Genomic DNA, 12917 nt, shown 5'->3' on the forward strand with positions numbered 1-12917 from the left:
AAAATCAGGAATCGGAGATGTGTTATGTCTGATACCAAACGTAATACAATCGGCAAATTCGGCTTACTCTCGCTTACCTTTGCCGCCGTTTACAGTTTTAATAACGTTATCAATAATAATATTGAGCTGGGACTGGCATCGGCACCGATGTTTTTCCTGGCAACAATTTTCTACTTTATCCCCTTCTGTTTAATTATTGCAGAATTCGTTTCATTAAATAAAAACTCTGAAGCGGGCGTTTATGCTTGGGTAAAAAGCTCCCTCGGCGGACGCTGGGCATTTATTACCGCCTACACCTATTGGTTCGTTAACTTGTTCTTTTTCACCTCGCTGCTCCCGCGCGTAATTGCCTATGCCTCTTATGCGTTCCTGGGCTACGAATATATTCTGACGCCGGTCGCAACAACCGTATTGAGTATGGTGCTGTTCGCCTTCTCAACCTGGGTTTCCACCAACGGGGCGAAAATGCTGGGGCCAATCACCTCCGTCACCTCCACACTGATGCTCCTGTTGACGCTTTCCTATATTTTACTGGCCGGTACGGCGCTGGTGGGCGGCGTTCAGCCTGCCGATCCGATCACCATGGAGGCGATGATCCCGAACGTTAACTGGGCATTCCTCGGTATTACGACCTGGATCTTTATGGCCGCAGGCGGCGCGGAATCCGTTGCGGTGTATGTTAACGACGTAAAAGGCGGATCAAAATCATTTGTAAAAGTGATCATCCTGGCCGGGATTTTCATCGGCGTACTTTATTCCATTTCGTCGGTACTGATCAACGTATTCGTGAGCAGTAAAGAGCTGAAATTTACCGGCGGTTCAGTACAGGTCTTCCACGGTCTGGCAGCCTGGTTTGGTCTGCCCGAACTGTTGATAAACCGCTTTGTCGGTCTGGTTTCTTTTACTGCGATGTTCGGCTCTCTGCTGATGTGGACTGCAACGCCGGTTAAAATTTTCTTCTCCGAAATTCCCGCAGGGATTTTTGGCAAAAAAACCGTCGAACTGAATGAAAACGGCGTCCCCGCTCGCGCCGCCTGGATTCAGTTCCTGATTGTCATTCCGTTGATGATTATCCCGATGCTCGGCTCGAATACCGTTCAGGAATTAATGAACACCATCATTAATATGACCGCAGCGGCCTCCATGCTGCCTCCACTGTTTATTATGCTGGCCTACCTGAATCTGCGGGCAAAACTGGAGCACTTACCGCGAGACTTCCGTATGGGATCGCAAAGAACCGGTATTATCGTCGTGTCGATGTTAATTGTTATATTTACCATCGGATTTATTGCCTCCACTTTCCCAACCGGCGGCAATATTATGACCATTGTTTTCTATAACGTGGGCGGTATTGTTATTTTCCTCGGATTCGCCTGGTGGAAATACAGCCGATACATTAAAGGACTCACAAAAGAAGAACAGGATATTGAAGCCGCACCCGCATCAAACATTAATTAACAGATTGATTTTATAACTATAAGAACCATTTTCACATTGGCTATAACAATAAAAAATATTTATTTTGGCTTAGGACAGAAGCATGAAAATGATGAAAAATATTCGCAGGGCAATGATTGCCCTGCCCTTCCTCTGTGTTTTTCCCCTGGCTGCGGAAGACGTTCATCCGGCAGAACATGACGACACAAAAACGCCAGCCATCACCTCTCCCTCCTTTCGTTTTTACGGCGAGATGGGGCTGGGGGGATATATGGATTTAGAAGGACAGGATAAACATAAATACAGTGACGGCACCTATATTGAAGGCGGCCTGGAGATGAAATACGGCTCATGGTTTGGCCTGATTTACGGCGAAGGCTGGACGGTGCAGGCCGACCATCAGGGTAACGCCTGGGTTCCCGATCATAGCTGGGGCGGGTTCGAAGGCGGAATCAACCGTTTTTATGGCGGTTATCGTACTGATGACGGCACGGAACTGATGCTGAGCCTGCGTCAGGATTCCTCGCTGGATGACCTGCAATGGTGGGGCGATTTTACGCCTGATCTGGGCTACGTCATCCCCAATACCCGTGACATCATGACCGCGATTAAGGTGCAGAATCTGAGCGGCACCTTCCGTTATAGCGCCACCGCCACGCCAGCCGGGCATCACGATGAGGGGAAAGCCTGGCTGCATTTCGGCAAATACGATCGCTATGACGATAAATACACCTATCCGGCGATGATCAACGGTTATATCCAGTACGATCTTGTCGAAGGCGTCACCTGGATGAACGGTCTGGAAGTTACCGACGGCACCGGGCAACTGTTTCTGACCGGCGTTCTCTCTCCCAACCTGGCCGCCCGCGCCTGGCACCACACTGGTCGCGCCGACGGTCTGGACGTGCCGGGCAGCGAAACCGGCTTTATGGTCAGCGCCATGTACGAAGCGCTAAAAGGCGTTTATCTCTCTACGGCCTACAGCTATGCCAGGCACCGGCCAGATCATGCCGCAGACGAAACCACCTCTTTTATGCAGTTTGGCGTCTGGTACGAATACGGCGGCGGGCGTTTCGCCACCGCCTTCGACAGCCGGTTCTATATGCAAAACGCATCTGGCGATCCCAGCGACCAGATTTTCCTGATGCAATATTTCTACTGGTAATAAGGACATGAACACCATGAAAATCACGACGGCCCTGACGCCGCTGACCTGCGCTTTACTGATAAGCCTCTCCGCACATGCCGCCACTGCGGACGATTATAAAAATGTCATTAACCGCACCGGCGCGCCGGGCTATATGCATGATTACGATTACGATGATCACCAGCGTTTTAATCCGTTTTTCGATCTTGGCGCGTGGCATGGATACCTGCTGCCAGACAGCAAGGCCACGATGGGCGGCTTTCCCGGCGTCGCACTGCTGACGGAAGAGTACATCAACTTTATGTCCACCCATTTTGACCGTCTGTTGGTGTATCAAAACGGCCAACAGGTTGACTTTGCGCTTGAGGCTTACAGCATTCCCGGCGCGCTGATCCAAAAATTATCCTCAAAGGACGTGCAGGTTGAGATGACGCTGCGCTTCGCCAGTTCGCGCACGGCCCTGCTGGAAACGAAAATCACCAGCAAGACGCCGCTGGATCTGGTGTGGGACGGCGAGTTACTGGAAAAACTGGAAGCGAAAGAGGGAAAAGCGCTCTCCGATAAAACCATTGATGGAGAATACCCGGGCTATCAGCGAAAAATCATCGCCACCCGTGATGGTCTGAAAGTCACCTTCGGCAAAGTGCGTTCCACCTGGGATCTGCTCACTTCCGGCGAATCTGAATATCAGATACATAAATCCCTGCCAACAGACACGAAGGTCAACGGCCACCGCTTTACCAGCAAGGCGCACATCAACGGTTCCACCACGTTTTATACCACCTGGTCGCATCTGCTCACCGCGCAGGAAGTGGATAACGAGCAGGCGCAGATCCGCGACATTCTGGCTCGCCCGACTGACTATCTCAGCGCATCACAAAAACGCTGGGAGGGCTATCTGCAAAAAGGCTTAACCAACCCGGACGCCACGCCAGAACAGACGCGGGTTGCGGTTAAAGCCATTGAAACGCTGAACGGCAACTGGCGCTCGCCAGGCGGCGCGATCAAACACCATACCGTGACGCCATCGGTCACTGGCCGCTGGTTTTCCGGTAATCAGACCTGGCCGTGGGACACCTGGAAGCAGGCCTTTGCGATGGCGCATTTCAACCCGGAAATCGCCAAAGAGAATATTCGCGCCGTCTTCTCCTGGCAGATTCAACCCGACGATCCGCTTCGCCCACAGGATGCGGGCTTCGTTCCCGATCTGATCGCCTGGAACCTCAGCCCGGAACGCGGCGGCGATGGCGGCAACTGGAACGAGCGCAACACCAAGCCAAGCCTTGCGGCATGGTCAGTGATGGAGGTCTACAACGTCACCAAAGACAAAGCCTGGCTTGAAGAGATGTACCCGAAACTGGTGGCATACCATGACTGGTGGCTGCGTAACCGCGATCACAACGGCAATGGCGTCCCGGAATATGGCGCAACCCGCGATAAAGCCCACAATACCGACACCGGCGAAATGCTGTTTACGGTAAAACAGGGCGACAAGGAAGAGACGTTATCCGGGCTGAGAAACTATGCCCGCATCATCAGCGAAGGCCAGTACGACAGCCTGGAAATTCCAGCACAGGTCGCCGCCTCCTGGGAGTCCGGGCGTGATGACGCCGCAGTATTCGGTTTTATTGATAAAGCGCAGCTGGATAAATATGTCGCAAACGGCGGCAAACGCAGCGACTGGACGGTGAAATTTGCGGAAAACCGTCGCCAGGACGGCACGCTGCTGGGCTATTCGCTACGACAGGAGTCGGTCGATCAGGCGAGCTATATGTACAGCGACAACCACTATCTGGCGGAAATGGCGACTCTCCTCAATAAGCCGAACGAGGCGCAGCACTATCGACAGTTGGCGCAAAAGCTCGCGGATTACATCAACACCTGCATGTTCGATCCGACAACACACTTCTTCTATGACCTGCGGATTGAAGAAAAGCCGCTGGCAAACGGCTGTGCGGGGAAACCGATCGTTGAGCGTGGCAAGGGGCCGGAAGGCTGGTCGCCGTTGTTTAACGGCGCTGCGACGCAGGCTCACGCCGATGCGGTTGTGAAGGTGATGTTTGACCCGAAAGAGTTCAACACTTTCGTACCGCTCGGCACCGCCGCGCTGACCAATCCGGCGTTCGGCGCGGATATTTACTGGCGTGGACGCGTGTGGGTGGATCAGTTCTGGTTCGGATTAAAAGGCATGGCGCGTTACGGCTATCGTGATGATGCGCTGAAGCTGGCGGATACTTTCTTCAGGCATGCGAAAGGGCTGACCGCCGACGGGCCGATTCAGGAAAACTACAACCCGTTGACCGGCGCACAGCAGGGCGCGCCGAACTTCTCCTGGAGCGCCGCGCACCTGTATATGCTGTATAACGACTTCTTCAGGAAACTGTAATCTGAAATGCGTGCCGGATGGCGCTACGCTTATCCGGCCTACAGGAATCCGATCCGTAGGCCGGGTAAGACGCGCCAGCATCGCCATCCGGCAAATTCGTTCTCTGGCCCCGCTCCTTTTTTGAATCCCATCACAATCATCGCATTCCCCTTTTCCCTTTTACGCCGCGACGGCTAAATTATTAACTCATCCGACCACATAACAATAATTTTACATACTGGACACACTTATGAGCTATCCGTCGCTTTTCGCCCCGCTCGATCTGGGCTTTACCCGGCTTAAAAACCGTGTGCTAATGGGTTCGATGCATACCGGGCTGGAGGAATACCCCGATGGCGCCGAACGGCTGGCGGCTTTCTACGCCGAACGTGCGCGGCATGGCGTCGCGCTGATCGTCACCGGGGGGATTGCCCCTGTACTGTCCGGGGTGGGAATAGAAGGCGGCGCCACGTTAAATGACGCCAGCCAGCTGCCGCACCACCGCGTGATCACGGACGCCGTTCATGAAGAAGGCGGGAAAATTGCGTTGCAGATCCTGCATACCGGACGCTATAGCTATCAGCCGCATCTGGTCGCCCCTTCGGCGATCCAGGCGCCCATCAACCGTTTTACGCCGCACGAACTCACGCACGATGAAATCCTGCAACTGATTGACGATTTCGCCCACTGCGCCCAGCTGGCGCGGGAAGCGGGTTACGACGGCGTCGAGGTGATGGGTTCGGAAGGCTATCTGATCAACGAATTTCTTACCGTGCGCACGAACCAGCGCGATGATGAATGGGGCGGCGATTACGCCAGGCGTATGCGTTTCGCGGTGGAAGTGGTACGGGCGGTACGCCAGCGCGTGGGCAGCGATTTTATCATTATCTACCGTCTGTCGATGCTCGACCTGGTGGAAAACGGCGGGACGTTCGACGAAACCGTACAGCTGGCGCAGGCCATTGAAGCGGCTGGCGCGACGATCATCAACACCGGTATTGGCTGGCACGAAGCGCGTATCCCGACGATCGCCACGCCGGTTCCGCGCGGCGCCTTTAGCTGGGTAACGCGCAAACTGAAAGGCCACGTCACCGTTCCGCTGGTCACGACCAACCGGATCAACGATCCGCAAGTAGCGGACGATATTCTGGCGCGCGGCGATGCGGATATGGTGTCGATGGCGCGCCCGTTCCTGGCGGATGCCGAGCTGCTGTCGAAAGCGCAATCAGGGCGGGCGGATGAGATCAACACCTGTATCGGCTGCAACCAGGCCTGTCTGGATCAGATCTTCGTGGGTAAAGTCACCTCTTGCCTAGTGAATCCACGCGCCTGTCACGAAACCAAAATGCCGATAGTTCCGGCTGAACATAAGAAAAGCCTGGCCGTCGTCGGCGCAGGCCCGGCGGGTCTCGCATTTGCCATTAACGCGGCAGCGCGCGGGCACGACGTTACGCTGTTTGATGCCCTGGCCGAGATCGGCGGGCAGTTCAACATCGCTAAACAGATCCCCGGCAAAGAAGAATTTTATGAAACGCTGCGCTATTACCGCCGGATGATCGAAGTGACCGGCGTGACGCTGAAGCTCAACCGGTTTGTCACCGCAGACGATCTGCAACCGTTTGATGAAGCGATCCTCGCTTGCGGGATCGAGCCGCGTAAACCGTCGATCGAGGGCATCGATCACCCGAAAGTGCTGACCTATCTTGAGGTGCTGCGCGATAAAACTCCCGTCGGGAAACGTGTCGCGATTATCGGCTGCGGCGGGATTGGTTTTGATACCGCGATGTACCTCAGCCAGCCAGGCGATCCCAGCAGCCAGAGCATTGCCGAGTTCTGCGTGGAATGGGGGATCGACACCAGTCTGCAACAGCCCGGCGGGTTACGCCCGGAAGGGCCGCATCTGTCTCGCAGCCCACGTCAGATTGTGATGCTACAGCGTAAAGCCAGTAAACCCGGTCAGGGGCTGGGGAAAACCACCGGCTGGATCCATCGCGCAACGCTGTTGTCCCGCGGCGTAAAAATGATCCCGGCAGTCAGTTATCAGAAGATCGACGATGACGGATTGCACGTATTGATCAACGGCGAACCGCAGCTTCTGAACGTCGATCATGTCGTGATCTGCGCGGGGCAGGAGCCACGGCGCGAACTGGCGGAGCCGCTGCGCGCGTCAGGGAAAACGGTACACCTGATTGGCGGATGCGACGTGGCGATGGAGCTGGATGCGCGGCGGGCAATTGCGCAGGGAACAAAATTAGCGCTGGCGATTTAAGGGGCATTGCCTGATGGCGCTACGCTTATCAGGCCTACGGGGTAGCACGTTGTAGGCCGGATAAGGCGTTAGCCGTCATCCGGCACACGCTATTAGCGGCGGCGACCGGTTTTGACCGCTTTCAACACCACGAATTTGTTATTGGTAGCGATGGTGGTGCAGTTACCGAAAATCTTCTTCAGCTTGTGGAAATAATCCAGGTGACGGTTCGCCACAATGTACAGCTCGCCGTTGATCTTCAGGCAACGGCGCGCATGGTGGAACATTTCCCAGGCAACGTTATCCGTCAGCGCATGTTTCTGATGGAACGGCGGGTTGCACAGCACGGCGTTAAAGCGGAAAGGTTCCACGCCGGACAAAGCGTTGTTAATCATAAACTCGCAGCGATCCAACGCTTCCGGCATGTTGGTTTCCACATTCAAACGGCTGGACGCGACCGCCATCGGCGATTCATCGACAAACACGACGCTCGCCTGAGGGTTCTTCGCCAGCAGCGTCAGGCCAATCACGCCATTACCGCAGCCGAGATCGACGATCTCCCCTTCCAGATTTTCCGGTAAATGCTGCATAAAGAAGCGCGCGCCGATATCCAGGCCGGTACGCGAGAAAACGTTCGCATGATTGTGGATAGTCCAGTCGGTGCCGTCCAGTTTCCAGCTCAGCGTCTGCGGCGCATCCGCCAGTTCAGGCTTACTGAAGGTACAGTTGATCAGGCGCGCCTTTTTCCAGGCCAGCGTCGTGGTCGTGGGGCCGAGCACTTTTTCGAACAGTTCCAGCGTGGAGGTATGAATGTCACGCGCCTTTGCTCCCGCAATAATACGGGTCTGCGGAGTCACGACCTGGCGCAACGCGCGCAATTGTTGCTCCAGCAGCGCCAGCGTTTTCGGCACCTTAATCAACACGACGCCCGGCGCCGGCGGGTACGCGGCGCTGCTGTCGAGAAACTTCACGCTGGATTCAGCGATATCGTTGTGGCGTAAATTTTCGCGCGTCGCCAGCTCGCTTAAATACGAGTCGCCGATGCTGTATGGTGTATGCTCAGCCAGCGCGCAGCTTAATGCGCCAAAGGCATCATTCAGGATCAGCAGCGGGCCGCTGATTTCCGTGTCGTCTAACTGTTGCAGCAGATATTCATCCGCCGCTTCCCACGCCTGAAGCGGGTTAACGTCATCCGTTTCCGGGAAACGTTTCAGTGTCAGTGAACGGAAACCGTTGTCTACGTGGCTCATCGGCCCTCCTGAATGGTAAAATTTCGCTGTTATCCCTGAAAGGGTGCGTGAGTATACTCTTTTTTTAGATTTAATTTGGGGCTTTGATGGGTCAACTTACTTATCTCCACGGCTACCCGGAGAATTTACTGTCTCAGGTACGCACGCTCATTGCTGAACAGCGTCTGGGCGCAGTGCTGGAAAAACGCTACCCGGGAACGCATGATTTTGCGACCGATAAAGCGCTCTGGCAGTATACCCAGGATCTGAAAAGCCAGTTTCTGCGTAACGCCCCGCCGATCAACAAAGTGATGTATGACAACAAGATCCATGTGCTGAAAAATGCGCTGGGGCTGCATACCGCCGTTTCACGCGTACAGGGTGGCAAGCTGAAGGCGAAAGCCGAGATCCGCGTCGCTACCGTGTTTCGCAATGCGCCGGAACCTTTTCTGCGAATGATCGTGGTTCACGAACTGGCGCATCTGAAAGAGAAAGAGCACAACAAAGCGTTTTATCAACTGTGCTGTCATATGGAGCCGCAGTACCACCAGCTTGAGTTTGATACCCGCCTGTGGTTAACGCATCTTTCGTTAAAGCAATCTGAGCAGTAGCGCACTGGCTTTGTCATAAAGGCATGCTAAATTGACGAAAGAATCCCTTTATGGAGCCTGAAGGCGTTTATGATACGTTTCGCTGTTATTGGCACAAACTGGATCACCCGCCAGTTTGTCGATGCCGCCCATGAAACCGGCAAATATAAGTTAACCGCAGTCTATTCCCGTCGCCTCGAACAGGCGCAAACCTTCGCCAATGATTATCCCGTCGAGCATTTATTCACTTCGCTTGAAGCAATGGCGCAAAGCGACGCCATTGATGCGGTGTATATCGCCAGCCCGAACTCGCTGCATTTCCCCCAGACTCAGCTCTTTTTAAGCCACAAAAAGCATGTGATCTGCGAGAAGCCGCTGGCCTCGAATCTGGCCGAAGTCGACGCCGCCATCGCATGTGCGCGTGAAAATCAGGTCGTCCTGTTCGAAGCCTTTAAAACCGCCAGCCTGCCTAATTTCCAGTTGCTACAGCAGTCGCTGCCGAAAGCAGGAAGAATGCGCAAAGCCCTTATCAACTACTGCCAGTATTCTTCGCGCTACCAGCGCTATCTGGACGGCGAAAACCCCAATACCTTTAATCCGGCCTTCTCGAATGGCTCCATTATGGATATCGGTTTTTACTGTCTGGCGTCAGCGGTTGCGCTCTGGGGAGAACCGCAAAACGTTCAGGCGTCCGCCAGTCTGCTGGAAAGCGGTGTCGATGCGCATGGCGTGGCGGTACTGGATTACGGCGACTTCAGCGTCACCCTACAGCATTCCAAAGTGAGTGATTCCGTACTGCCCAGCGAAATCCAGGGCGAAGCCGGTTCTCTGGTCATCGAGAAAATTTCGGAATGTCAGAAAGTGTGCTTCATTCCGCGCGGCGGAAAAACGCAGGATTTATCCGTTCCTCAGCATATCAATACGATGCTGTATGAGGCGGAACGCTTTGCACACCTGGTCGAGACCAACGAGGTGAACCATCCCGAGCTGACCGTCAGCCGTATCACGGCCAAACTGCTCACGGAGATTCGTCGGCAGACGGGCGTCGTCTTCCCCGCTGATGACGCCACAGCGTAAAACAATGTAAAACAGATGTAACAGGCCATTGACTGATCGTATGGCCTGTCATATTTTGTTACGTGCAAAGGGGAGTAACTTCATTGTCGGTCGATCGTCATTACGATGTGTGAAAAACCACATCCGGTCGCCGGGCAATAAGAAAGTGATGTGCCTTCATGTCTTTGATTGATGACGAAGCCGATTCGCCATCACCCGTGGAGTGAGTACATATCACTTTCTTGTTGTAAGTGAGACCTTGCCGGAAGGCGAGGTCTATGCATATAAAAAGCAGCGGCTGACGTCTTTCGACGTTGGCCGTTTTTTTTATGTGTAAGGAAATTCTATGAATACTGTCGGCACACCGTTGTTATGGGGCGGATTCGCTGTCGTTGTGGTGATTATGCTGGCTATCGACCTTCTGTTGCAGGGGCGTCGTGGCGTACATACGATGTCCATGAAGCAGGCGGCGGCCTGGTCTCTGGTCTGGGTGACACTTTCATTGCTGTTCAACGCCGCCTTCTGGTGGTATCTGGCGGAGACCCAGGGCCGGGCGGTGGCCGATCCGCAGGCGCTGGCGTTTCTCACCGGTTATCTGATCGAAAAATCGCTGGCCGTTGATAACGTCTTTGTCTGGCTGATGCTGTTCAGCTACTTCTCTGTTCCGCCTGCCCTGCAACGCCGGGTTCTGGTGTATGGCGTACTTGGCGCCATTGTTCTGCGTACGATTATGATTTTCGCCGGTAGCTGGCTGATCGCCCAGTTCGACTGGATACTGTACCTGTTCGGCGCTTTCCTGCTGTTTACGGGCGTGAAGATGGCGCTGGTGAAAGAGGACGAATCCGGCATCGGCGACAAACCGCTGGTTCGCTGGCTGCGTAGCCACCTTCGCATGACCGATACCATCGAAAACGAGCATTTCTTTGTGCGTAAGAATGGCTTGCTGTTCGTGACGCCGCTGATGCTGGTTCTGATTCTGGTGGAACTGAGCGATGTGATTTTCGCCGTCGATAGCATTCCGGCCATCTTTGCCGTGACTACCGACCCGTTCATCGTCCTGACCTCCAACCTGTTTGCGATCCTGGGTCTGCGCGCCATGTACTTCCTGCTGGCAGGGGTAGCAGAGCGCTTCTCGATGCTCAAATATGGTCTGGCCGTCATTCTGGTCTTTATCGGTATTAAGATGCTGATCGTCGATTTCTACCACATTCCGATCGCCATCTCGCTGGGCGTGGTGTTCAGTATTCTGGTGATCACGCTGATTGTTAACGCGTGGGTAAATCGCCAGAACGATAAAAAGCAGCAGCTACAGTAAGACCCTGCCCGGCAGCGCTATGTCTGCCGGGCTTACAAAAACCACAGTCGTGGGTTGAGTACACGCAGCACTACCCGATAACATGTAAATGCTTAGTTAAAAAATATGACGTAGTACGTAAATTCCAGCATTTTACGCTTTCCCAATCCCCATCTTTCCTTATACTCACCCAGGCAAACACTTTGTTACATCCTGAAAGATGCGCCAACAGAGCGTGCAAAGGATGAACAACATCACACTGAAAGGATCATGAAATGACTACGCAACGTTCATCGGGGCTACTCCAGCGTTTGGTTCAAGGGAGCCTGGTTAAACAAATTTTAATTGGGCTTATACTGGGAATTTTACTGGCTTTAGTTTCAAAACCTGCCGCAGAGGCAACGGGTCTGCTGGGCACCCTGTTCGTTGGTGCGCTGAAAGCTGTCGCGCCGGTTCTGGTACTGACGCTGGTGATGGCGTCTATCGCCAATCATCAACACGGTCAGAAAACCAATATTCGCCCGATTTTGTGGATGTATCTGCTCGGCACATTTTCAGCCGCGCTGACGGCGGTTGTGGTGAGCTTCCTCTTTCCGTCCACGCTGCAACTGACGACTGGCGCCACGGATATCACGCCGCCGAGCGGCATTGTCCAGGTGATACACGGGCTGCTGATGAGCATCGTTGCGAACCCGATCCATGCGCTGATCAACGCCAACTACATCGGTATTCTGGTGTGGGCTATCGGCCTGGGCTTTGCGCTGCGCCACAGTAATCAAACCACCAAAAATCTGGTGAACGATCTGTCCGACGCCGTCACCTTTATTGTGAAACTGGTGATTCGTTTCGCGCCGATCGGTATCTTTGGCCTGGTCGCCTCAACGCTCGCCACTACGGGCTTCTCAGCGCTGTGGGGCTATGCGCAACTGTTACTGGTGCTGATTGGCTGTATGGCGATTGTGGCGCTGGTCATCAACCCGCTGCTGGTCTTTTTACAGATCCGCCGCAACCCGTATCCGCTGGTTCTCACCTGCCTGCGTGAAAGCGGCGTGACCGCCTTCTTTACCCGTAGCTCCGCTGCAAATATTCCGGTGAATATGTCGCTGTGCGAAAAACTGAATCTGGACAGAGATACCTATTCTGTTTCCATCCCGCTGGGAGCAACCGTCAATATGGCCGGTGCGGCAATCACGATTACCGTGCTGACGCTGGCGGCGGTGTATACGCTGGGTATTCCGGTTGATCTGCCGACGGCGCTGCTGTTGAGCGTGGTGGCATCGCTGTGCGCATGCGGCGCTTCCGGCGTGGCGGGCGGTTCACTGTTGCTGATTCCGCTGGCGTGCAACATGTTCGGTATTCCGAACGAAATCGCCATGCAGGTGGTTGCGGTTGGCTTCATTATCGGCGTGTTGCAGGACTCCTGCGAGACCGCAATCAACTCCTCTACCGACGTTATGTTTACCGCCGCAGTATGTCAGGCGGAAGACGCGCGTTTAGCGAAAAGCGCGCTGCGTAGCTAAATAACCACAAGCCTGATGGCGCTACGCTTAT

At 54.3% G+C, this 12917-nt stretch carries 9 protein-coding genes; 8 read left to right on the forward strand and 1 reads right to left on the reverse strand.

Going from position 1 to position 12917, the window contains the following annotated elements:
- The first annotated feature begins 24 nt into the window (after positions 1 to 24).
- The 4 genes from OGV67_RS14980 to OGV67_RS14995 all read left to right on the forward strand — a co-directional run bounded on the left by OGV67_RS14980 (position 25) and on the right by OGV67_RS14995 (position 7218).
- Positions 25 to 1458: an amino acid permease gene (locus OGV67_RS14980; RefSeq protein ID WP_115614396.1), complete on the forward strand. Its 1434-nt coding sequence runs from the start codon at positions 25 to 27 to the stop codon at positions 1456 to 1458.
- Between the two features lie 82 nt (positions 1459 to 1540).
- Positions 1541 to 2602: a protein YgjJ gene (ygjJ, locus tag OGV67_RS14985; protein WP_200003478.1), complete on the forward strand. Its 1062-nt coding sequence runs from the start codon at positions 1541 to 1543 to the stop codon at positions 2600 to 2602.
- Between the two features lie 16 nt (positions 2603 to 2618).
- Positions 2619 to 4970, forward strand: coding sequence for an alpha-glucosidase (gene ygjK, locus OGV67_RS14990; RefSeq protein WP_286465697.1), 2352 nt, complete (start codon positions 2619 to 2621; stop codon positions 4968 to 4970).
- A 229-nt stretch (positions 4971 to 5199) separates the two neighbouring features.
- The gene (locus OGV67_RS14995; RefSeq protein ID WP_115614395.1) at positions 5200 to 7218 is read left to right on the forward strand and encodes an NADPH-dependent 2,4-dienoyl-CoA reductase; all 2019 of its coding nucleotides are present in this window, start codon (positions 5200 to 5202) and stop codon (positions 7216 to 7218) included.
- Between the two features lie 92 nt (positions 7219 to 7310).
- Here the strand turns inward: OGV67_RS14995 and rlmG are convergent, their stop codons facing one another.
- Positions 7311 to 8447, reverse strand: a complete 1137-nt coding sequence (gene rlmG / locus OGV67_RS15000) for a 23S rRNA (guanine(1835)-N(2))-methyltransferase RlmG (RefSeq protein ID WP_115614394.1) — start codon at positions 8445 to 8447, stop codon at positions 7311 to 7313.
- Positions 8448 to 8533: 86 nt separating this feature from the next.
- Here rlmG and OGV67_RS15005 point away from each other — a divergent pair, with 86 nt between their 5' ends.
- From OGV67_RS15005 to sstT, 4 genes are all read left to right on the forward strand, one after another.
- Positions 8534 to 9037: a M48 metallopeptidase family protein gene (locus OGV67_RS15005; RefSeq protein ID WP_012135226.1), complete on the forward strand. Its 504-nt coding sequence runs from the start codon at positions 8534 to 8536 to the stop codon at positions 9035 to 9037.
- A gap of 69 nt (positions 9038 to 9106) precedes the next feature.
- The gene (locus OGV67_RS15010; protein WP_012135227.1) at positions 9107 to 10093 is read left to right on the forward strand and encodes a Gfo/Idh/MocA family protein; all 987 of its coding nucleotides are present in this window, start codon (positions 9107 to 9109) and stop codon (positions 10091 to 10093) included.
- A 325-nt stretch (positions 10094 to 10418) separates the two neighbouring features.
- Positions 10419 to 11387 (forward strand): TerC family protein, encoded by a 969-nt coding sequence (locus OGV67_RS15015; RefSeq protein ID WP_012135228.1) that lies wholly within the window; start codon positions 10419 to 10421, stop codon positions 11385 to 11387.
- Positions 11388 to 11641: 254 nt separating this feature from the next.
- Positions 11642 to 12886, forward strand: coding sequence for a serine/threonine transporter SstT (sstT, locus tag OGV67_RS15020; protein ID WP_012135229.1), 1245 nt, complete (start codon positions 11642 to 11644; stop codon positions 12884 to 12886).
- The last annotated feature ends 31 nt before the right edge of the window (positions 12887 to 12917 follow it).

It is taken from the genome of Citrobacter sp. CK188 (assembly GCF_030333525.1).
Taxonomy (GTDB): domain Bacteria; phylum Pseudomonadota; class Gammaproteobacteria; order Enterobacterales; family Enterobacteriaceae; genus Citrobacter_B; species Citrobacter_B koseri.

Bases quoted from the DNA above. Each gene is read 5' to 3' on its own strand.
- OGV67_RS15005 (WP_012135226.1), top strand. From the start codon at position 8,534: ATGGGTCAACTTACTTATCTCCACGGCTACCCGGAGAATTTACTGTCT.
- OGV67_RS14995 (WP_115614395.1), top strand. From the start codon at position 5,200: ATGAGCTATCCGTCGCTTTTCGCCCCGCTCGATCTGGGCTTTACCCGG.
- OGV67_RS15015 (WP_012135228.1), top strand. From the start codon at position 10,419: ATGAATACTGTCGGCACACCGTTGTTATGGGGCGGATTCGCTGTCGTT.
- rlmG (WP_115614394.1), bottom strand. From the start codon at position 8,447: ATGAGCCACGTAGACAACGGTTTCCGTTCACTGACACTGAAACGTTTC.
- ygjK (WP_286465697.1), top strand. From the start codon at position 2,619: ATGAAAATCACGACGGCCCTGACGCCGCTGACCTGCGCTTTACTGATA.
- OGV67_RS14980 (WP_115614396.1), top strand. From the start codon at position 25: ATGTCTGATACCAAACGTAATACAATCGGCAAATTCGGCTTACTCTCG.
- sstT (WP_012135229.1), top strand. From the start codon at position 11,642: ATGACTACGCAACGTTCATCGGGGCTACTCCAGCGTTTGGTTCAAGGG.
- ygjJ (WP_200003478.1), top strand. From the start codon at position 1,541: ATGAAAATGATGAAAAATATTCGCAGGGCAATGATTGCCCTGCCCTTC.
- OGV67_RS15010 (WP_012135227.1), top strand. From the start codon at position 9,107: ATGATACGTTTCGCTGTTATTGGCACAAACTGGATCACCCGCCAGTTT.